The sequence below is a fragment of the Streptomyces sp. NPDC056452 genome (assembly GCF_042796085.1).
Lineage (GTDB): Bacteria > Actinomycetota > Actinomycetes > Streptomycetales > Streptomycetaceae > Streptomyces.
In genome coordinates this window covers 26,102-46,711 of record NZ_JBHTRI010000003.1, presented here as the reverse complement: position 1 = coordinate 46,711, position 20,610 = coordinate 26,102, and the positions used below count along the sequence as shown (strand labels likewise).

18 protein-coding genes are annotated in these 20,610 nt (G+C 71.3%); 9 read left to right on the top strand and 9 right to left on the bottom strand.

Features of this window, described 5'->3' with window-relative positions; genetic code table 11:
- Positions 1 to 77 precede the first annotated feature (77 nt).
- On the top strand, positions 78 to 1,472 hold the full coding sequence (locus ACFQ6X_RS04060; RefSeq protein ID WP_383175520.1) for a ricin-type beta-trefoil lectin domain protein: 1,395 nt from the start codon (positions 78 to 80) through the stop codon (positions 1,470 to 1,472).
- A gap of 55 nt (positions 1,473 to 1,527) precedes the next feature.
- Positions 1,528 to 2,520, top strand: a complete 993-nt coding sequence (locus ACFQ6X_RS04055) for an aldo/keto reductase (RefSeq protein WP_383175517.1) — start codon at positions 1,528 to 1,530, stop codon at positions 2,518 to 2,520.
- Positions 2,521 to 2,557: 37 nt separating this feature from the next.
- Here ACFQ6X_RS04055 and ACFQ6X_RS04050 read toward each other — a convergent pair whose 3' ends face one another.
- The 3 genes from ACFQ6X_RS04050 to ACFQ6X_RS04040 form a co-directional block, all read right to left on the bottom strand.
- A complete protein-coding gene (locus ACFQ6X_RS04050) occupies positions 2,558 to 3,760 on the bottom strand; it encodes a serine/threonine-protein kinase (protein ID WP_383175514.1) in 1,203 nt (400 codons plus the stop codon).
- Between the two features lie 223 nt (positions 3,761 to 3,983).
- Positions 3,984 to 4,676: an HAD family hydrolase gene (locus ACFQ6X_RS04045; RefSeq protein WP_383175511.1), complete on the bottom strand. Its 693-nt coding sequence runs from the start codon at positions 4,674 to 4,676 to the stop codon at positions 3,984 to 3,986.
- A gap of 24 nt (positions 4,677 to 4,700) precedes the next feature.
- Complete coding sequence (locus tag ACFQ6X_RS04040; protein WP_329213649.1) at positions 4,701 to 5,183, bottom strand: Lrp/AsnC family transcriptional regulator; 483 nt, start codon at positions 5,181 to 5,183, stop codon at positions 4,701 to 4,703.
- 274 nt (positions 5,184 to 5,457) lie between these two features.
- Here ACFQ6X_RS04040 and ACFQ6X_RS04035 point away from each other — a divergent pair, with 274 nt between their 5' ends.
- A complete protein-coding gene (locus ACFQ6X_RS04035) occupies positions 5,458 to 6,969 on the top strand; it encodes an FUSC family protein (RefSeq protein WP_383175508.1) in 1,512 nt (503 codons plus the stop codon).
- A gap of 161 nt (positions 6,970 to 7,130) precedes the next feature.
- Complete coding sequence (locus ACFQ6X_RS04030) at positions 7,131 to 8,210, top strand: lactonase family protein (protein WP_383175505.1); 1,080 nt, start codon at positions 7,131 to 7,133, stop codon at positions 8,208 to 8,210.
- A 131-nt stretch (positions 8,211 to 8,341) separates the two neighbouring features.
- Here ACFQ6X_RS04030 and ACFQ6X_RS04025 read toward each other — a convergent pair whose 3' ends face one another.
- The 4 genes from ACFQ6X_RS04025 to ACFQ6X_RS04010 form a co-directional block, all read right to left on the bottom strand.
- Positions 8,342 to 9,265 (bottom strand): sirohydrochlorin chelatase, encoded by a 924-nt coding sequence (locus tag ACFQ6X_RS04025; protein WP_383175502.1) that lies wholly within the window; start codon positions 9,263 to 9,265, stop codon positions 8,342 to 8,344.
- A 138-nt stretch (positions 9,266 to 9,403) separates the two neighbouring features.
- A complete protein-coding gene (locus tag ACFQ6X_RS04020; protein ID WP_383176160.1) occupies positions 9,404 to 10,414 on the bottom strand; it encodes an N-acetylglucosamine kinase in 1,011 nt (336 codons plus the stop codon).
- The gene (locus ACFQ6X_RS04015) at positions 10,399 to 11,076 is read right to left on the bottom strand and encodes a uracil-DNA glycosylase (protein WP_383175499.1); all 678 of its coding nucleotides are present in this window, start codon (positions 11,074 to 11,076) and stop codon (positions 10,399 to 10,401) included. The genes ACFQ6X_RS04020 and ACFQ6X_RS04015 overlap by 16 nt, the downstream gene beginning before the upstream one ends.
- A 56-nt stretch (positions 11,077 to 11,132) precedes the next feature.
- Positions 11,133 to 12,218, bottom strand: a complete 1,086-nt coding sequence (locus ACFQ6X_RS04010) for a WD40/YVTN/BNR-like repeat-containing protein (protein ID WP_383175496.1) — start codon at positions 12,216 to 12,218, stop codon at positions 11,133 to 11,135.
- Positions 12,219 to 12,481: 263 nt separating this feature from the next.
- Between ACFQ6X_RS04010 and ACFQ6X_RS04005 the strand changes: the two genes are divergently transcribed.
- A complete protein-coding gene (locus ACFQ6X_RS04005) occupies positions 12,482 to 13,195 on the top strand; it encodes a cupin domain-containing protein (RefSeq protein ID WP_383175494.1) in 714 nt (237 codons plus the stop codon).
- Here the strand turns inward: ACFQ6X_RS04005 and ACFQ6X_RS04000 are convergent.
- Positions 13,183 to 13,713, bottom strand: coding sequence for a GNAT family N-acetyltransferase (locus ACFQ6X_RS04000; protein WP_383175491.1), 531 nt, complete (start codon positions 13,711 to 13,713; stop codon positions 13,183 to 13,185). The genes ACFQ6X_RS04005 and ACFQ6X_RS04000 overlap by 13 nt on opposite strands.
- Before the next feature lie 55 nt (positions 13,714 to 13,768).
- Entirely contained in the window at positions 13,769 to 14,827 is a 1,059-nt protein-coding gene (locus tag ACFQ6X_RS03995) for a LacI family DNA-binding transcriptional regulator (RefSeq protein WP_383175488.1), read from the bottom strand.
- Positions 14,828 to 15,041: 214 nt separating this feature from the next.
- Here ACFQ6X_RS03995 and ACFQ6X_RS03990 point away from each other — a divergent pair, with 214 nt between their 5' ends.
- The 4 genes from ACFQ6X_RS03990 to ACFQ6X_RS03975 are packed head-to-tail and all read left to right on the top strand — an operon-like array spanning position 15,042 to position 20,578.
- The gene (locus tag ACFQ6X_RS03990) at positions 15,042 to 16,289 is read left to right on the top strand and encodes an extracellular solute-binding protein (RefSeq protein ID WP_383176157.1); all 1,248 of its coding nucleotides are present in this window, start codon (positions 15,042 to 15,044) and stop codon (positions 16,287 to 16,289) included.
- A 2-nt stretch (positions 16,290 to 16,291) separates the two neighbouring features.
- On the top strand, positions 16,292 to 17,221 hold the full coding sequence (locus ACFQ6X_RS03985; protein WP_329213666.1) for a sugar ABC transporter permease: 930 nt from the start codon (positions 16,292 to 16,294) through the stop codon (positions 17,219 to 17,221).
- 4 nt (positions 17,222 to 17,225) lie between these two features.
- Positions 17,226 to 18,122: a carbohydrate ABC transporter permease gene (locus tag ACFQ6X_RS03980; protein WP_383175484.1), complete on the top strand. Its 897-nt coding sequence runs from the start codon at positions 17,226 to 17,228 to the stop codon at positions 18,120 to 18,122.
- A 53-nt stretch (positions 18,123 to 18,175) separates the two neighbouring features.
- Entirely contained in the window at positions 18,176 to 20,578 is a 2,403-nt protein-coding gene (locus ACFQ6X_RS03975) for a glycoside hydrolase family 3 N-terminal domain-containing protein (protein ID WP_383175481.1), read from the top strand.
- Positions 20,579 to 20,610: the final 32 nt, after the last annotated feature.

Genomic DNA, 20,610 nt, shown 5'->3' with positions numbered 1-20,610 from the left:
GCCTTTCCTCTTCTCCCAAGGCTTCCCCGCACCTCCCCGCACCTTCCCCAACCTTCCCCGAAACGGACGGTGACCGCATGACCGGTGTGCGCACACTTCGCAGGAGACTCGGGCGGCTGATCCTGCCTGCCCTCTCCCTGGTGGCGATGGCCTCGTTCCTCACCCCCGCCGCACCCGCCGGCGCGGCGGCCGCGGCCGTCGGACAGATCACAGGGCCGGCAGGAAAGTGCGTCGACGTGGCGGGAGCCTCGGCCGTCAACGGGACGGCGGTCCAGCTCTACGACTGCAACGGGACCGCCGCCCAGCAGTGGAACGTCGGCTCCGACGGGACGATCCGTGCGCTGGGCAAATGCCTGGACGTCAAGGACGGCGGCACCGCCAACGGTTCCGTCACACAGCTGTGGGACTGTACGGGCAGCGCCAACCAGCGCTGGTCCGTCTCGGCCGCACGCGACATCGTCTCCGTCCCGGCGGACAAGTGCCTGGACGCCTCCGGCAACAGCTCGGCCAACGGAACCCGTCTGCAGATCTGGACCTGCACCGGCGCGGCGAACCAGAAGTGGACCGCACCGGCGGGCGGTGGCGACCCGGCACCGGGCAAGGCGCCCATGGCGGTGGCTCCCTACCTCTACAACGGCTGGGGCAGCCCGCCGAACCCGACGACCGTCATGAACGCCACCGGCGTCACCTGGTTCACCCTCGCCTTCGTCCTCAGCAACGGCTACTGCAACCCCCAGTGGGACGGCGGACGCCCCCTCACCGGCGGCGTCGACCAGCAGACCGTCAACACCGTCCGGGCCGCGGGCGGAGACATCATCCCGTCGTTCGGGGGCTGGAGCGGCAACAAGCTGGAGAGCTCCTGCTCCAGTGCGGGCGAGCTGGCGGCCGCCTACCAGAAGGTCATCAACGCCTACGGGCTCAAGGCCATCGACATCGACATCGAAGCGGCGGCGTACGACAGCCCGACCGTGCAGCAGCGCACCGTCGACGCCCTCAAGACCGTCCGGGCCAACAATCCCGGCATCAAGATCTACATCACCTTCGGCACCGGTCAGAACGGCCCCGGCACCGGACTCATCAACCGGGCGGCCTCCTCCGGCCTGACCGTCGACAGCTGGACGATCATGCCGTTCAACTTCGGCGGGGCGGGCCAGAACATGGGCACCCTCACGGTCCGGGCCGCCGAAGGCCTCAAGACCGCCGTCAAGAACGCCTACGGCTACAGCGACGACCAGGCCTACCGGGCCACCGGCATCTCCTCGATGAACGGCATCACCGACAACAGCGAGACCGTCACCGTCGCCGACTTCCGCACCATCCTCGGCTACGCCCAGCAGCACCACCTGGCACGGCTCACCTTCTGGTCGCTCAACCGCGACCGGCCCTGCACCGGAGGCGGCGCGGACACCTGCTCCGGCATCGGTCAGCAACCCTGGGAATTCACCGGGGTCTTCGCCCAGTACAGGGGCTGAGTGCCTCCAGGGGCCGGCGGTCAGCCACGCCGCCGGCCCCGCGCAGCGACGTAGCATGCTCCCCATGGAGCAGCGGACACTGGACAGGACCGGACGTGACGTATCGGTCGTAGGACTGGGCACATGGCAGCTGGGCGGGGACTGGGGTGAGGTGCGGGAGGCCGACGCCTTCGATGTCCTGGACGCGGCCGTCGAGTCGGGAGTCACCTTCTTCGACACCGCCGACGTCTACGGGGACGGCCGCAGCGAACAGCTCATCGGCCGTTATCTGAAGGGCCGTCCGGACGCGGACGTCTTCGTCGCCACGAAGATGGGCCGGCGCGCCGACCAGGTCCCCGAGAACTACGTGCTGGACAACTTCCGTAGCTGGAACGACCGTTCGCGCGCCAATCTCGGCGTCGACACGCTCGACCTCGTACAACTGCACTGCCCGCCGACGAGTGTCTACTCCTCGGACGCCGTCTACGACGCCCTGGACACCCTCGTCGCCGAAAAGCGGATCAGCGCCTACGCGGTCAGCGTCGAAACGTGCGCGGAGGCACTCACGGCGATCGCCAGGCCGGGTGTCGCGAGCGTGCAGATCATCCTCAACCCGTTCCGCCTCAAGCCGCTGGACGAGGTGCTCCCGGCGGCTGCCGCGGCGGGAGTCGGCATCATCGCGCGGGTTCCGCTCGCCTCCGGACTCCTGTCCGGCAAGTACACCAAGGACACGGTCTTCGCCCCCGAGGACCACCGCACGTTCAACCGCCACGGCGAGGCCTTCGACCAGGGCGAGACGTTCTCCGGCGTCGACTACGCGACCGGCGTGGCCGCTGCCGCCGAGTTCGCCGGACTCGCTTCCGAAGGTGCCACGTCGGCGCAGACCGCGCTGCGCTGGATCATCCAGCAGCCCGGTGTCACGAGTGTCATCCCCGGTGCGCGTTCCGTGGCTCAGTCCCGGGCCAACGCCGCCGCGGCCGCTCTTGCCCCGCTGCCGCAGAGCACGCTGGACGCGGTGCGGGAGCTGTACGACCGCCGGATCCGTGCGGAGATCCACGCGCGCTGGTGACGCGGACACGAGCGTCGGCCGGGCGTCGCGGCGGGTCTCAGTCCTCCGACTCCTCGCCGTCCTCGCCATCCTGCTGACCGTCCTGCCGGGGCCCGTCCCCGGCAGGGCCGGCCGGTTCGACAGGTGCGGGCGACTGCAGCGTGGCCGTCGGCGTCGGACCGGGATCCGGGACGTCCGCCGCATCGGAGTCCGGCGAGAACAGGACCGTTCCCAGGTACACCGCCGCCACGAAGGCGACGGCTCCGGCGACGGCACTCGCCACCCGGGGCCGTCGGCGGATGGCCTCACCCGCGCTGAGGCGGCGCGTGGCCGCTGATCTGGCAGCCCGCGGCGCAGGGGTCGCCCGTCTGCGCCCGGTGGGCTGCGGCAGCCGGTACGTCGACATGCCCCCGGTGTCCGGAGTGGCGGCACCCGGCGCCGGAGCGGCCGGGGCGACAGGCCGCGGGGCGGCAGGGTGCTGCTGCGGCAGCGGCTCGGGGCGCCCGCGCCAGGCGCCGCTGCGGAACCATTCGGAGGCCTGCTGCGCGCTCGGCCGGTCCTCGGGCTTCTTCGCCAGCAGCCCCAGCAGATATGAATCGAAGGCGGGGGAGACGCCGACGCCCCGCTGTCTCACCGGCACCGGAGGCGTGTCCACGTGCTGGTAGAGCGTCGCGGTCGCGGTGTCCGAGCGGAACGGAGGCTGGCCGACCAGGAGTTGGTAGATGACACAACCGAGGGAGTACATGTCCGACGCGGAGTCGGCTGTGCGGCCCAGTGCCCGTTCCGGAGCCAGATACAGGCTCGTGCCCACGATGTGGCCGGCGGTGGTCAGAGCCGTCGAGGGATCGTCGACGAACTGGGCGATGCCGAAGTCGCCGATCTTCACCGTACCGTCGGCGTCCAGCATCAGGTTGCCGGGTTTGATGTCGCGGTGCACGATGCCCTGCCGGTGCGCGGCCGCCAGACCCGCAGCCGCCTGGCCCGCGATGTCGGCCACCTGCTCGGGGTGAACCGACTCCTGAGCCTCCAGCAGGTCTCCGAGACTTCTGCCCTCGACCAGCTCCATCACCAGATAGAAGCGGTCCTCCCACGAGCCGAAGTCGAACACGGCCACCAGATGAGGATGGCTCAGACGCGCCGCGGTCTGCGCCTCCAGACGGAACCGGGCGGTCGACGAGGCGTCGGCATGGTCCCCGAGCAGCAGCTTCACCGCCACGGCCCGGCCCAGCACTTCGTCCGTGGCGCGCCACACCTCACCCATGCCGCCACGACCGATGGGGGATATCAACCGGTACCGACCAGCTACCAGCACCTGTGCACACCTATCTCGAACTGTGGCCCGCTCCGACTGCCGCAGCGGCGACCTCATCGGGCTCAACGGCTCGGTACGGTACGTGGGGTGTGCGGCATGATCAGGATATCCGTCCGCCGGGCCTCCGGTTGCCGGGGCCGCCACCACTGCGCCGAATCCGGCCTGATCCGAACTACAGGCCCTGGCGGAGACCGTCGAGCACGGCCTGCGCGGTGAACTCGTCCTGCCCGCCGGGGAAGAGCAGTTGCGCAGTCGCGAACGCGGGCTCACCGGCGATCTCTTCGGCAAAGGGAACCGCGATGCAGCGCATTCCCGCCGCGTGCGCCGCCTCGACGCCCGGCACGGCATCCTCCAGCACCAGGCAGTCCGCCGGTTCGGCGCCGAGCCTGCGGGCAGCCTCCAGGAACACATCGGGCTCAGGCTTTCCGCGCGCCACCTCCTCGGCCGACACGTACAGGCGGATGTACGCGTCCAGCCCGGTGACGGCGAGGGTGGCTGCGATCGCCGCCCGGGACGAACCCGAGGCCACCGCCATCACGACCCCGTCCTCGTGCAGCCGTTCCACCAGGAGCTGCATCTGCGGGAAGACCTTGGTCGAAGCGCCGGCGAGCTCCAGGTACAGAGCGTTCTTCCCCGCCAGCAGCTCCTCGACCGGCGCCTCGATCCCGTACTCCGCGCGCAGGACGGTCAGGGTCTCCCGGGTGCCGATCCCGATGAAGCGGGTGTGCTTCTCCCAGTCGTAGTCATGTACGCCGTACCGGGAGAGGAGGCGGCGCCCCGCCTCGTAGTAGTTCGGCTCGCTGTCCACGAGCGTGCCGTCGAGATCGAAGATGACCCACGGGGCCGGGGTGCGCCTGGAACTCATGGCTTCCAGCATGCCAGCCGGTGATCAGCCCGGACTGCCCGCCGCCCGCCCCACCGCCTCGACCAGCGGCAGGACCCGGTGCGCCACCCTCTCGCGCAGGGCCACCTCGGTCCGCGTCCTGACCACACCGGGGAGCTGGATCAGCTGCTGGATCACATCCTCGAGATGACCGTTGTCGCGGGCCACGACGCGGGTCAGGAGGTCCCCGCCGCCGGTCGTCGAGAACACCTCGATGATCTCCGGGACCGCTGCGAGCGCGTCCCCCACCTCGTCCAGATGCCCCTGGGTGACCTCCAGGTGGACGAAGGCGAGCACCGGGTGGCCGAGGGCCGCGGGGGAGATCGACGGTCCCGTGCCGGTGATCACGCCGTCCCGCTCCAGGCGGTCCAGCCGGGCCTGGAGGGTGCCGCGCGCCACTCCCAGGATGCGCGCGTACTCACGGACGCTGGTGCGCGGCTGCTCGATGAGCAGCCGCAGGATTCGGGTGTCGAGGGCGTCCACCGCCATGATCGGCCGTTCTCCTCCTGGCTCGGTGATCCTTCGCCCGACTGTAACCGCGGCGCGGCCCGCGATCCGTGCCCCCCGGGGCCGACCGGGTCCGTTGGCCTACTCGTGGCGCGCAGGATGAGCCCTTAGCTGTACCAATGGCCCAGTGGAATCGCCTCGATTTGAGCCATGAGGTGCCGGGATGCTCTGATGTACCTGTCGATGGCGCTGCGGATCCCCGTGGCGCCTTTTTCATGCCGGTGCACGGGGCCGGGTTCACAGGGGAGAGCCTTCGTTGCTGAAGAGGATGTTCGTTGCCGCGGATCCGGGACGGCTGCGCCTGCGCAGCGGGGTCCGGGCCGTCCTCGGCATCGGGCTCGCGGTCGTGGTGTGCGGGCTGGCCGGTCACTCGCTCGTCGGGGCGATCACCGGTGGTCTCGCCGCACTGCTGGCCCTGTTCACGGTGACCGACCCCACCGTGCGCGGGCAGGCCCTCACGACGGCTCTGCTGCCCGCCGCAGGGCTCCCCGTGCTGGCCCTGGCAGCCCTGCTGCACGACCAGCCGGTGGCGCGCGACGTGGCCTTCCTCGCGGTGATGGGCGCCGGCGTGTACGCCCGGCGGTGGGGGCCGCGAGGTCACGCGCTCGGCGTGTTCGCCTTCATGTCCTTCTTCGTCACGCAGTTCCTGCACACACTTCCCGGGCAGTTGCCCGAGCTGTACTCCGCGGTCGGCCTCTCCCTGCTGGCCTCGTCCGCCGTCCGCTTCGGCCTCTGGTGCTACGAGCGGCGGCTGCCCGCACCCTCGGTCCTGCCCCCCGTGGCCGGCCGGGGGCTGGCCCGCGCGACCACACGCCAGGCGATCCAGGCGACCGCGGGCGGCGCCTTCGCGCTCCTGGTGGGGCAGCTCCTCTCCGAGCAGCGCTGGTACTGGGCCGTGGGCGCCACCTGGTGGGTCTTCGTGAACACGGCGTCCCGTGGCGAGACGCTGGTGCGGGGATTCCGCCGGGTCCTGGGCACGCTGATCGGTATCCCCGTCGGTCTGATCGTCGTCGTTCCGCTGCACGGCGCCACAGTGCCCACCGCCCTCGTCGTGGCGGCCGGTGTCTTCGGGATCTTCTACTCGGCCGCCGTCTCGTACACCTGGATGATGTTCTCGGTGACCGTCATGGCGGGTGCGCTCTACGGGGCTCTCGGCGTGCTGGACCCCTCGCTGCTCGCGCTGCGGCTCGTGGAGACGGGTGTGGGGGCGCTCGGCGCGATGGCCGCGGTACTCCTCCTGCTGCCGGTCACCACGCACGCCACGACCGATGCCTGGATCCAGCGGGCCCTGCGCTGTGTGCACGCCTGCACCGCGGAGGCCGCCGCGCGGCTCGCGGGCTCGGCGACGGCGGACCCGGCTCCCCGGGTCGCCGAACTGGAAGCGCTCCTCGGGCGCGTACGGCTCTCGCTCGGCCCGCTCGTCCATCCCCTGAGCCCGTTGCGCGCCCGTAAGGCGCGGGCCGGGCAGGTGCTCGCACTGCTCGACGTGTGCGCCCGCGAGGTGCGCGGACTCGCGTCCGTCGCGGCGGACCCCGAGGCGTCGCACGACGCCCGTCTCGCCGCCGCCTGCTGGCGAGTCGAAGCCTCCGTGGAAGCGCTGACGGCGCCCGGGCGCAGGTACCACGAGACGGTCTCCGTCGCCGGCGCCCTGCCGGCCGCCGGTGTCGCCGAACCCGCGCTGGCCCATCTGCACAGCCTGGAGCGGGCGCTCGCCGAACTGGCCGCGCCCCTGCACAGCTCCCCCCGGGCCCCGCTGGTCGGTGCCTGAGGTCCTGCCGCCCCACTGAGTGGGCCCCCTCGTCCGGCACCCGGTACGTACGCGAGCGGTACGTGTCCGAGAGGCTTTCCGGATTGGTCTGGACCACGAAGGGCTGCCTGCTACCGTCGCACGGGAAGATCGCGGGCAGACGGCAAAGGCGGGGTAGCGCGATGGGCAGCAGGAGCGCCGGGCGGGCATTCATAGGGTCGTTCACCTCGGCCGGCGGACGCGGGATCACCGCGGCCGCCGTCGACCGGGACACCGGGGCGCTGACCGTGCTCGCGACCACGGACGCGGTTCCCGACCCCTCCTTCCTCACGGTCGGCCCCGCCTCCGAAGCGGGTGTCAGGCTTCTGTACGCGGTCAGCGAGACCTCCGACGGGGCTGCCGCCGCATGGGAGATCGGCGACGACGGCCTGCGGCCCGTCGGTCCGGTGCGGTCCGTCGACGGGAGCAGCCCCACACACCTGGCGCTCGCCGCCGGTCATCTGGTCACCGCCAACTACGGCTCCGGAAGCGTCACCGCGCTGCCGGTACGGGCCGACGGCTCCCTCGGCCCCGCGGCCTCCGTGCTGCGGCACGAGGGCAGCGGGCCCGACACCGGCCGCCAGGCGGGCCCGCACGCACACCAGGTGCTCGCCGACCCCTCGGGGAACTGGGTGCTGAGCGTGGACCTGGGCACGGACTCCGTGCGCGTCTGCGCCCTCGACCCGCGCACCGGGGCGCTGCGGCTGCGCGGCGAGACGGCGATGCGCCCCGGCACCGGACCGCGCCACCTGGCCTTTCATCCGTCAGGGGGACACGCCTACGTGCTGAACGAGCTGGAGCCGACCGTCACCGTATGCCGCTGGGACGCGGCCACGGGCCGGCTCGAGCCGGTCGGTGAGACGCCTGTGCTGCCCCACGACGTGAATTCCGAAGGTGTCACGGCCGGGGACGCGCGTACGTACCCGTCCGAGGTCGTGGTCGCGCACGACGGGCGGTTCCTGTGGACCGCGAACCGCGGCCACGACAGCATTTCCGTCCTCACGCTCGACGGGACGGCCGAGAAGCCGGTCCTGGCCGCGGCCGTGGGCTGCGGCGGGCAATGGCCCCGCGACCTCACCCTCGACCCCACCGGGCAGTGGCTGTACGTGGCGAACGAGCACTCCGGCAACGTCAGCTGGTTCGCCGTCGACGCGGAAACGGGCATCCCGTCCCACGCGGGCTCCATCGACGCTCCCGCCGCCTCCTGCGTCGTCTTCGCCTGAGGCGGTCGCGGCCGGCCCTGTGCCCCGGGAGCGTCCCCCTGAGTCCCGGGGACACGCCCGGAGAACGGCAGGCGGCACGGACCGGGGCCATCCGGTCCGTGCCGCCGATCAGTCGGAGGTGCGGGCGCCGATCAGTGCGCCTGGGCGCCCTGCGGCGTCGCCGGCGTGATGCCGAGCGTCGCCGCGTACATCGAGAGCACGAGCTTGCCGATGGCCGGGTACGCGCCGAGCGGCTCGGCGGTCGCGCAGCCGGCCTCCTTCGCGGCGGCCTCCAGCAGGCCGGCGTCCACCTCCGGACCCACCAGGTACGGCGCGAGCGCGAGCTGGGCGGAACCGGAGTTCTGGAGCTGCGCGGCGATCGAGGCGACCGAACCCTCCACATCCAGCGCGGCGGCCATCACCGGAACCGCGAGGCGCGCGGCCAGCAGCATGCCGGTGATCCCGGCGGCCTGCACGGCCTCGTCGCCGCCCACCGTGGCCAGCACGATGCCGTCGGCCGCGGTCGCCACGGTGAACAGCCTGGCACGGTCGGCGCGCGCCAGGCCGGCCTCCGAAAGGCGCACGTGGAGTGCCTCGGCGAGGAGCGGGTGCGGGCCCAGCACATCGGTCAGCTCGGTCTGGGTGCCGCTCTCCATGACCGCCTGCCGTATCCGCCGGATCAGGGCGCTGTCCGGCCCCGCGAGCAGCGGCACCACGACGGCGGACGGACCCTGCGGCTCGGAGACCTCACGCCCCGCGGCGACGGCCTGCTCGTAGCGCGCGGTGCGCTCGGCGGCGGTATGCGCGAGTACGGAGACGAGCGTGGGGTACTCGGCGTCGTCACCGTCGAGATAACCGATCTGTGCGTTCAGACCGGGAAGCTCGGAACGGGCGATGCTGATCACTTCTTCGGCGATGCTGCGCGTGGCCGAGGAAGGGGTACCGGGAACGGCGAGAACGAGCGCGGCAGCGCCCTCAGGTGCGACCACGGGCTCCGGGCGGCGGTGCCGTCCGGACTGGCGAGGTCGCGGCATTCGTACAGGCAGGCCGGAAGCGGGCCCAGTGGGGGTGCTCATGGCGCCGCATGCTACTGGTTTTGGGTGCCCCTCTGTTCGGGGAGGGGGCGGTCGGGCGTTATCTGTCCGGTTATGTCTGTTGAGTGGCATACCGGTCAACTGCCCTGCTCTGTCCGGGCGGTCAGATGCTCGGAATGCTCACGTTACCTCCGGTACGAACAGCAGTGTCGGGTGGGTGGGCAGCCGCAGTTCCGACAGGGCGAGAGCCCGCGCGACGGCCAGCGAGCCGTGCAGCGGATCACCCGCCGCCGGGACCACGCGGGCCTGCGGAACCTGTCGCGCGAGCTCCTCGTGCAACGGCCCGGTGAGCGGATCGCCCATCCGGAACAGGCCGCCGGTCAGGGCGACTTCGCAACCGCCGTCCCCGGCGCCCGTGGCCGGGGGGCAGACCGCCGCTGCCGCTTCGGCGATATGAACGGCAGCCTCCCGCAGGATGCCGGCCGCGATCCCGTCCTCGGCGGCGCAGGCCGCGACTTCGGGGGCGAAGGAAGCGAGCAGCGCCGGACGGTCGCCTCGCGGATAGAGGAGCCCGGGGAGGTCGGGAGCAGGACCGAAAATCTTCCGGAGCCGGGCGAGCAGTTCGGGGGAACCGCCGGCCCGCCCGTCGTGGGCGCGCATCGCCGCGTCGAGTCCGGCACGGCCGATCCAGGCGCCGCCGCCGCTGTCACCCAGCAGATGGCCCCAGCCGTCGGCCCTGCGCCATGTCGTGAGGTCGGTACCGAGCGCGATCATGCCTGTGCCGCCCGCGACGACCGCGCCCGGTCGCTGCCCGAGCGCACCCGCGTACGCGGTCACCGCGTCGGCGGCCAGCGCCACCCGCCGCACAGCCAGCGCCTGCGCCAGCGCTGCCGGCACCTCGGCGCGCAACTGTCCGCCGAGCGTCGCCATCCCGGCGGCCCCGATGGTCACGGCGGCGATGGCCGCCCCGCGCCCGGCCTCCTCCAGCAGTCCCCGGACCGCGGGGAGAAGCTGCTCCAGCATGTGGCCGGCGTCGATGCCGGCCGTTCCCGTCCGCACCGGTTCGGCGCAGACCGTCGTGGACACGGGATGCTCCGTGCCGACGGTCCCGAGCGCCACACGCAGCCCGGACCCGCCGGAGTCCACACCTACGACGAGCGGGTCCGACGCCGCCGTCACGGCAGCTTCCAGTCGACCGGCTGCGCCCCCTGGCGCTGCAGCAGTTCATTGGTCCGGCTGAACGGGCGCGAACCGAAGAAGCCGCGGTCGGCAGACATGGGCGAGGGGTGCGAGGACTCGATCGCCGGGAAGTCACCCAGCAGCGGCCGCAGATTGCGGGCGTCACGGCCCCACAGCACCGACACGAGCGGTGTGCCGCGGGCGACCAACGCCCGGATGGCCTGCTCGGTGACCTCCTCCCAGCCCTTGCCCCGGTGCGCCGCAGGGCGCCTGGGGGCCGTCGTCAGCGCCCTGTTGAGCAGGAGCACCCCCTGCTGCGCCCAGGGCGTCAGATCGCCGTTGGAGGGCCGTGGAAGGCCAAGATCCGAGTGCAGCTCCCGGAAGATGTTCTCCAGACTCCCGGGCACCGGACTCACCTCGGGTGCCACCGCGAAACTCAGGCCGATCGCATGCCCCGGCGTCGGATACGGATCCTGGCCGACGATCAGGACGCGCACCTCGTCGAAGGGCTGCTGAAACGCTCTCAGCACATTCGGTCCCGCGGGCAGGTAGGTGCGCCCCGCGGCGATCTCCGCGCGGAGGAAGTCGCCCATAGCTGCGATGCGTTCGGCCACGGGCTCGAGGGCCTGTGCCCACCCCGGCTCAACGATTTCTTTCAACGGTCGTGCTGCCACGGGCCGCACTCTACTGGTGCTCCACCGGTGCTACGACCACACCGGTCGGCCGGGGGTCAGCCGAGCACCACCGCCCGCACGCACAGCACGTCGGGCAGGTGCGAGGCGAGTTGCTGCCAGCTGTCCCCGTCGTCCTCGCTCGCGTACACCTCGCCGTTGCGGTTGCCGAAGTAGACGCCCGCCGGGTCGGCGTCGTCCGTACAGAGCGCATCGCGCAGCACCGTGCCGTAGTGGGCGCCGTCGGGGAGGCCCCGCGTCAGCGGCTCCCAGGTCGCTCCCGCGTCACGCGTACGGAACACCCGGCAGCGGTGATCGGCGGGGACACGGTCGGCATCGGCGTTGATCGGGAAGACGTAGACCGTGTCCGCGCGGTGCGGATGCGCGGCAGCGGCGAAGCCGAAGTCCGAAGGCAGGCCCGCGCCGATGTCCGTCCAGTTGTCCCCGGAGTCGTCGCTGCGGAAGACCCCCCAGTGGTTCTGCAGGTAGAGCCGGTCGGGATCAGCCGCGTCACGGGTGACCTTGTGCACGCACTGGCCGAACTCGGGGTCGGGGTCCGGCAGGAAGACCGCGGAGACCCCCTTGTTGGACGGAGCCCACCGCTCGCCGCCGTCCTTCGTCCGGAACACGCCCGCGGTGGAGACGGCGACGGTCACCGCACGGGCGTCCCGCGGGTCGGTCAGGATGGTGTGGAGTCCCTCGCCGCCTCCGCCGGGCACCCACTTCGACCTCGTCGGGTGCTCCCACAGCGGGCGGACCAGCTCGAAGGACTCGCCGCCGTCATCGGACCGGAACAGCGCCGCGGGCTCCGTCCCCGCGTACACCACGCCGGGTGCCTCGGGTCCGGCGGGATGCAGCTGCCAGACCCGCTCCAGCGACGCCTCGGTGAACTGGGGGAACTTCACCGCCGGCTGCTTCGGCTCGACCCACGTGGCGCCCAGGTCGTCGGAGTGGAAGACGGAGGGGCCCCAGTGCGCGCTGTCGCCGCCGACCAGCAGACGCGGTGTCGGCCCGCGGGTGTCGATCGCGATCGAGTAGACGGCCTGCGCGTTGAAGTGCGGATCGCCGAACTCCCACTCGCTGCCGCGCCTGCGGCCGATGAAGAGTCCTTTGCGGGTGCCTACGGTGAGCAGTACATCGGTCATGACAGACCTCCCGAAACGCCGTTGTGCCGGATACGGGACAGTCTGCACCGGGCCACTGACAGTGGCCCGCACGCACGGCCGCCGCCCGGTCCGGCGCTGTTGCGGCAGGCGCCCTTGACCCCCGTCCGTACGCCGGGTTGGCTGATGCGGAAAGCGCTTGCTGCCAGGACGCGTGACGCACTCGGGGACGGACGGCGGAACGGACCGGGGGACGGGCGGAGCGGCGGCCCCGGCAGGCGACGACACGCGACCGAGGAGCACCTGTGACGACCTTCGAAGGACTGCCGGGCGCTGTCGCCGTGTCCCACCTCAGGGTCTACGACTGGCCCACGGAGGACGGGCTGCGCGGAGGCACCCCGCATCTGCACCTGACCTGTTCCGAGGGGTACGTGGTCGTCGGCGGCAGCGGCTCCGTACAGACCCTCACGGCGTCGGGCTTCCAGGAGACGCCGCTCGCCCCCGGGGCCCTCGTGTGGTTCACCCCGGGCACCATCCACCGGCTGGTCAACGAGGACGGGCTGCGCATCGTCGTCCTCATGCAGAACAGCGGGCTGCCGGAAGCGGGTGATGCCGTGCTCACGTTTCCGCCCCGGATCCTCGCCGATGCCGGGCTCTACCGTGCGGCCGCCACCCTTCCCGGCGGTACCGAGGACGCGCAGGCGTTCGCCGCACGCACCCGCCGCGACCTCGCCGTCCAGGGCTTCCTCGCACTGCGCGAGGCCACCGAGGCGGGCGACCCCGGGCCGCTGGCCGCGTTCCACCGGGCCGCCGCGGAGCTCGTACGCCCCCGGACCGAGGACTGGCGCGCCCGCTGGCAGCAGGGCGCCGCGGCCGCGTCCCGGGCGACCGGCCGGCACCTCGACGCGCTGGCACGCGGCGAGGACGCGCACCTGAGCGATGCCCGGGTGCACGCCGAACAGCCCTCGGCGCTCGGGAGGTTCGGTATGTGCGGCCGCCTCGACGTCTACCCGGGCTGACCGGCTCCGGCGGCAAGCCCGCGCGAGCGGGTCAGCAGCCGGGTGGTGCTGCCGTCGTCCTCCGTGATGTCCCGGACGTGCTGGAAGCCGATGCGGCTCAGCAGCGCCAGGGACGCGGTGTTCTCCGCGGCGACGGTCGCGTGCACGGACGGCAGGCCGAGGGGGCCGAGGCCGTACCCGACGAGAGCCGTGGCCAGCTCGGTGCCGAGGCCGCGGCCCCAGGCGTCGGGGGCCAGTGCGTAGACGATCTCGTGGCCGCCCGACTCAGGGGTGGGTTTGATCTCGGCGTGACCCACCCTCCTGCCGTCCTCGTGGACCGCCCACACGTCGAACAGCCCGCGTGCGTACACGTCGGAGAAGATCCTCCCGAACAGGGCCCGGTCCTCGGCCTCGGGGGCGGGCCCGTCGCCCATCCACCGGGACACCCGCACGTCCTGGAACAGCGCCACGAACCCGTCCTCGTCGGCGGGCGTGTACGGAATCAGCAGCAGGCGCCCGGTGCGCAGGGTGGGAGTCACGAGGCGCGACGGTACGCACGCGGCCCCCGCCCCGCCAACAGGATTTCGCGCGTCGTCAGCGGGCCGGCGGGGCCGTGCTGCTGCGGACCACCAGGCTCGTCGCGAGGTCGACCCGGGTGGTGGCGGGCTGCCTGCCCCGGCCGAGGTCGAGCACCAGCCGGGCGGCGGTCTCGGCCATCTCTATCAGGGGCTGGCGCACGGTGGTGAGGGGCGGCCCGATCCACCGGGTGAGCGGCAGGTCGTCGAATCCGACCACGCTGAGATCCTCCGGAATCCGCAGCCCCAGCTCACGCGCGGCCTCGTACACGCCGAGTGCCTGCAAGTCGTTGCCCGCGAAGATGGCGGTGGGAGGGTTCGGCAGGCGCAGCAGCTCCAGGGCCGCCGTGTAGCCGTCCTCGTGGTGGAACTCGCCCTCACGGACGAGCTCGGGGTCCATCGGAATGCCCGAGGTCTCCAGCGCGGCACGGTAGCCGTCGATGCGGGCGCGGCTGCACATCATGCGCGTCGGCCCGCCGATGACGCCGATCCGGCGGTGTCCCAGACCCGTCAGATGGCGTGTGGCGGCGAGGCCGCCCTGCCAGTTGGCCGCACCGACCGAAGGGATGTCGTCGCCGGGATCGCCCGCCGGGTCGACCACGACGAACGGGATGCTGCGGCTGTTGAGCTGGGCGCGCTGAGCGGCGTCGAGGTCCGAGAGCACCAGGATGACACCGGCCGGGCGGCGTGCCAGGACACCGTCCACCCAGGTCTGGCCCGGGGTCAGCCGGCCGGCGCTCTCCGAGAGCACCAGGCTCAGGCCTTCCTCACGGGCGACGTTCTCGACTCCCCGGACGACTTCCATCGCCCAGGCGCTGTCCAGTTCGTGGAAGACCAGGTCGATGAGCTGGGACTGTTGCGAGGCGCCGCGCCTGCGGCGGTAGCCGTGGCGCAGCAGCAGCTCCTCCACCCTGGTGCGGGTGCTGGGGGCAACATCGGCTCGCCCGTTCAGCACTTTCGAAACTGTCGGAGCCGAAACTCCGGCCGCTCGGGCGATTTCTGCCAGCGTGGCGGTGCTCTCCGACGACTCGTCGACGGACACCTTCTCCGGTTGGGGCTGGACCTTTGCAGGGCTCATACGCGAATCGTAGCTCCCCGAAGCGCCGAACAGGTGGCCGGGCGGTGTTGGTAAATCCTTAGTCCTACCCTCTTGACGAGCCCGAAACACGACCGTACGGTTCCGGCAACATTCGAAAGGCAAGCCGAAACATTCGACAGAGGGTGCGGTCATGCGGTCGGGCATTTTCACTCAGGGCACACGTACGACGAGATGGGTCGCAGTCGGTGCGGCGATGGCGATGGCCGGGCTTCTGGCCGGCTGCGGTTCGGGAGACAGCGGCAGCGACGGCGGCGGCACCATCACCGCCTACGTCTACGGCGACGACGCGGTCAAGGTACAGCAGGCCGCGGTCGACACGTTCAACAAGACCTCCAAGGTCAAGGTCAAGCTGGTCTCGGTCCCCGGAACCGACTACGTGAACAAGCTCCGCAGCGCCATGGGCTCGCCCAGCGCCCCGGACGTCTTCTTCAACTGGGGCGGCGGTTCCATCAAGCCGTACGTCGACTCCAAGAACCTGGTCGACCTCACCTCGACCATCAAGAACGACGCCACGCTCAAGGACGGCTTCCTCCCGTCGATCATGACCGCGGGCAGCCTCGACGGGAAGATATACGGGGTGCCGATGCGCGGCATGCAGCCCGTGATGGTCTTCTACAACAAGAGCCTCTTCGCCGAGCACAAGCTCGAGGTCCCCAAGACGTGGGAGGACCTCCAGAAGGCCATCGCCACCTTCAAGGCCGCGGGAATCACCCCCTTCGCCCTGGGCGGCTCGGACAAGTGGCCCGAGCTGATGTGGATGGAGTACCTGCTCGACCGGATCGGCGGCCCCGAGGTCTTCCAGAAGATCCAGAACGGCGACACCGACGGCTGGGGCGACCCGGCGGTGCTCAAGACGGCGCAGACCGTCAAGGAGCTGATCGACGACGGTGCGTTCGGCAAGAACTTCAACTCGGTCGACTACGGCAACGGCGGAGCCCCGACCCTGCTCAACAAGGGCAAGGCCGCCATGCACCTCATGGGTTCGTGGGAGTACTCGACCCAGCTGGGCAAGGCACCCGAATTCGCCAAGAAGGACCTCGGCTGGGCCGCGTTCCCGACCGTGGCGGGCGGCGTGGGAGACCCGGCGAACGTGGTGGGCAACCCGACCAACTACTGGTCCATCAACGCCCGTACCAAGCACAAGGACGCCGCCATCGCGTTCCTGAAGACCATGGCGTCGAAGACCTACGCCAAGGCCCTCGTCGACAACGGTGACATCCCCACCACCTCCAACGCGGCCTCGATGCTCAGCACCTCGCCCAACCCCCAGTTCGCCAACGACCAGTACCAGCTGGTCCAGAAGGCCCCGAGCTTCACCCTCTCGTGGGACCAGGCCCTGGAAGCCCAGTACGCCACCCCGCTGCTCACCGAGATCAGCAAGCTGTTCGCCGGCAAGACCACTCCGGAACAGTTCGTCGAAGCAATGAAGGCCGCAAAGTAACGATGTCCCACCACACTCCGCACGCGAAGAGGCGCGGAGACAGGAAGGCGGCCGTCGGTAACGTCGGCCGCCCCCCGGTCGCCTGGGCCCTGCCCGGCATCCTCTTCTTCGCTGTTTTCGCGATCATCCCCCTGGCGATCGCCGTCTACCTCTCCTTCTGCGAATGGGACGGGCTCAACTCCCCGACCCTGACTGGGCTGGACAACTGGACCCGGTTGTTCAAGGACTCCGAGTTCGGCCAGGCAGCCTGGCTGAGCCTCCTGCTCACCACGATCAGCTGGGCCTTCCAGACCCCTGTGGCACTGCTGCTGGGCGTCTGGGCGGCGGGACGCCAGCGCAGCCGGGCCGTGCTGTCCGCGGTCTTCTTCATTCCGCTGCTGCTCTCCACCACCGCGATCGCCATGCTCTTCCACGCCCTGCTGGACCCCAACTTCGGTGTGATCAAGGAGATCGGTCCCTGGATCGGCATCGATCCCAACATCATGGGATCGTCCACGGGGGCGCTGCTCATGGTGGCGTTCGTCGGCGGCTGGCAGTTCATGCCCTTCCACACGCTGATCTACCAGGGCGGTGCCCGGCAGATCCCGGAGGTCCTCTACCAGGCGGCCGCCATCGACGGCGCCGGCATGGTGCGGCAGTTCTTCCACATCACGCTGCCGCAGCTGCGCCACACGATGACGACGTCGTCGGTCCTGATGATCGTCGGCTCGCTGACCTACTTCGACACCGTGCTCATCATGACCAAGGGCGGTCCCGGCACGGACACGACGATCCTGCCGTACCTGATGTACCGGACCGGCTTCCAGACCTACGACCTGGGCTACGCCGCAGCCATCGCCACCGCCCTGGTCGTCGTGGCCACCAGTCTCTCGCTGATCCTGGTCCGCTTCAGCGGCTTCGGATCCATGCGGTCCACCCGGGAAGGTATGTGACGCGATGTCGATCGACACCCGCCCCGTTGCCCCGCAGCGGATCTCGCCGTCCCTGAAGCGCCACCAGGCGTCCGCCCGCCGCCGGAAGCTGCTGGGCAACCCGCTGGCCGGCCTGGGCTCGCTGGTCTGGCTCGTCATCGTCCTGGTGCCGCTGTACACGCTGGTCTCCGCGTCGCTCATGCACCAGGACGAGGCGCTGAACGGCGACCCGCTGGCGTTCCCGACCGATCCGACCTTCGACAACTACAACACCGTGCTGCACAGCGGGTTCCTCACGCTGCTCGGCAACACCGCGATCGTCGCGGTGTCCACGGTCGCCATCGTGCTGGTGCTGTCCATCCCGGTGGCGTACGTGGCGGTGCGCACCCGCAGCCGACTCTCCTCGCTGGCGTTCCGGACGTTCCTGCTCGGTGTGGCGATACCGGCGCAGGCGGTGATCGTGCCCCTGTACCTGCTGATCGGGAAGATGGGCCTCTACGACACCCTCTACGCGATCATCCTGCCGACTGCCGCGTTCTCCATGCCGGTTGCCGTCCTAGTGCTCAGCGGCACCATGCGGGACGTCTCGGAGGAGATGTACGAGGCGATGTCCCTCGACGGCGCCTCGCCCGTGCGGATGCTGTGGCAGCTGGCGATCCCGCTCTCCAAGGCCGGCATCAGCACCGTGGCGATCTTCTCCGCACTGCAGGCGTGGAACGGCTTCCTGTTCCCCCTGATCCTGACGCAGTCCGAGGAGAACCGGGTGCTGACGCTGGGGCTGTTCAACTTCATGACCCAGTTCGGCGTGAACATCCCGGCCGTGCTGGCGGCGATCGTGCTCTCCGTCGTGCCCATTTTCGCCGTGTACCTCGTGGCCCGGCGTGCGCTGGTCAACGGACTGATGGGGGTGGGCGGCAAGTAGCGACACCTCTGCCGCCCCGCACCACCGCACTCTTGAGAGGAACCCCTGCCGCCATGGCAATCCACCCCCACCCCCAAGCCGGTAAGGCCGACCCGGTAGCCGAGGCCGACGGCCCCTGGCGCGACCCCTCGCTCACCCCAGAGGTGCGGGTGACCGATCTCATCACCCGGATGACCCTCGAGGAGAAGGCCGCACAGCTCTACGGAATCTGGGTGGGCGCCGACGCCGAGGGCGACGGGGTCGCACCCCACCAGAACGACATGGTCGACCCGGTCGACTTCGAGGAGCTCACCACCCGCGGACTCGGCCAGCTCACCCGGCCGTTCGGCACCGCCCCGGTGGACCCGGGTGTCGGCGCCGTCGCCCTGGCCCGGGCACAGTCCCGGATCACCGAGGCCGGCAGGTTCGGCATCCCGGCGCTCGCCCACGAGGAGTGCCTCGCCGGCTTCACCGCGTGGGGCGCCACCGCCTATCCCGTGCCGCTGGCCTGGGGCGCGGCCTGGGACCCCGAGCTCGTCGAGGAGATGGCCCGGCTGATCGGCGCCGACATGCGGTCGGTCGGTGTCCACCAGGGGCTCGCCCCCGTCCTGGACGTCGTGCGCGACCTTCGCTGGGGCCGCGTGGAGGAGACCATCGGCGAGGACCCGTACCTGGTCGCGACGATCGGTTCGGCCTACGTCCGGGGCCTCGAGTCCGCCGGGATCGTCGCCACGCTGAAGCACTTCGCGGGCTACTCCGCGTCCGCCGGGGCGCGGAACCTCGCGCCGGTCCGCGCGGGCGCCCGGGAGATGGCCGATGTGATCCTTCCGCCCTTCGAGATGGCGCTCCGCGAGGGCGGTGCCCGCTCGGTGATGCACTCGTACGCCGAGATCGACGGGGTGCCCGCCGCCGCGGACCCGGCACTGCTCACCGGGCTGCTCAGGGACACCTGGGGGTTCGCGGGGACCGTCGTCGCCGACTACTTCGGCATCGGGTTCCTGGAGACCCTGCACAAGGTCGCCGCCGGTCGCGCCGATGCCGCCCGGCTCGCGCTCACCGCCGGCGTCGACGTGGAACTGCCCACCGTACGCAGTTACGGCGACGAGCTCATCGCCGCCGTGCGCGAGGGCGCGGTGGCCGAGGAACTGGTGGACCGGGCCCTGCGCCGCGTCCTGCTGCAGAAGTGCGAGCTCGGGCTGCTCGACCCGAAACGTCCGGTCCTGCCCGCCGCGCTCGACGGGGTGGACCCGGACCGGGCGCGCGGCACCGTGGACCTCGACCCGCCGCGGAACCGGGCCCTGGCCCGGCTCCTGGCCGAGCGGTCCTGCGTCCTGCTCGCCAACCCCGGCGACGTGCTGCCGCTCGGCGGCACCGGACGGATCGCGGTCGTGGGGCCGCGCGCCGACGACCCGCTGGCCATGCTCGGCTGCTACTCCTTCCCCAGCCATGTGGGCGTCCTGCACCCCGAGATGCCGATGGGCATATCCGTTCCGACGGTGCTCGAGTCGTTGCGCGAGGAATTCCCGGGCGCCGGAATCGACTTCGCGGAGGGCTGCGACGTCGACGGGACGGACGCCTCCGGAATCGCGCGGGCCGTGGAGCTGGCCGGTGGCGCCGACGTCTGCGTGGCCGTGCTCGGCGACCGGGCCGGCCTGTTCGGCCGCGGCACCTCGGGCGAGGGCTGCGACGCGGCCGACCTGTCCCTGCCGGGCATCCAGGCCGAGCTGCTCGACGCACTGCTGGACACCGGAACCCCGGTGGTCCTCGTGCTGCTGACGGGCCGCACGTACGCACTCGGCGGCCGGGCGGACCGGCTGGCCGGATGTGTGCAGGCCTTCTTCCCGGGTGAGGAGGGCGGATCGGCGCTGGCGGGCGTGCTGTCGGGTCGGGTCAACCCTTCCGGACGGCTGCCCATCGGTGTCCCCAACGGTCCCGGCGGCCAGCCGTGGACCTACCTGCAACCGCCGCTCGGCCGGGTCAACGGGGTCAGCAACCTGGACCCGACCCCGCTCCACCCGTTCGGCCACGGACTCTCGTACACCTCCTTCGACTGGGAGGCCGGCGCTCCTGTCCCGGCCGAGCTGCCCACCGACGGCGCCACCGACCTCGAGCTCACCGTCCGCAACAGCGGTGAACGCGACGGCGCCGAAGTCGTCCAGCTCTATGTCCACGACCCGGTCGCCCAGACCACCCGCCCCGAGTCGCGGCTGATCGGCTACGCCCGGGTGCCGCTCGCCGCGGGGGAGACCCGGCGGGTCCGCTTCCGCTTCCATGCGGACCTGGTGTCCTTCACCGGGACGGGCGGGCGCCGGATCGTCGAGCCCGGCGACATCGAGCTGCGCTTCGCCGCCTCCAGCGACCACGCCGACATCCGGCACACGGTACGGCTGCGCCTCACGGGGCCCGAACGCACCGTCGATCACCGGCGCCGGCTCGTCTGCACCACGTCGCACGAGCCGGTGGTCCCGGAGAACTGACGGGCAGGGGGCAGCGGTTCCCTGCCCGCCCG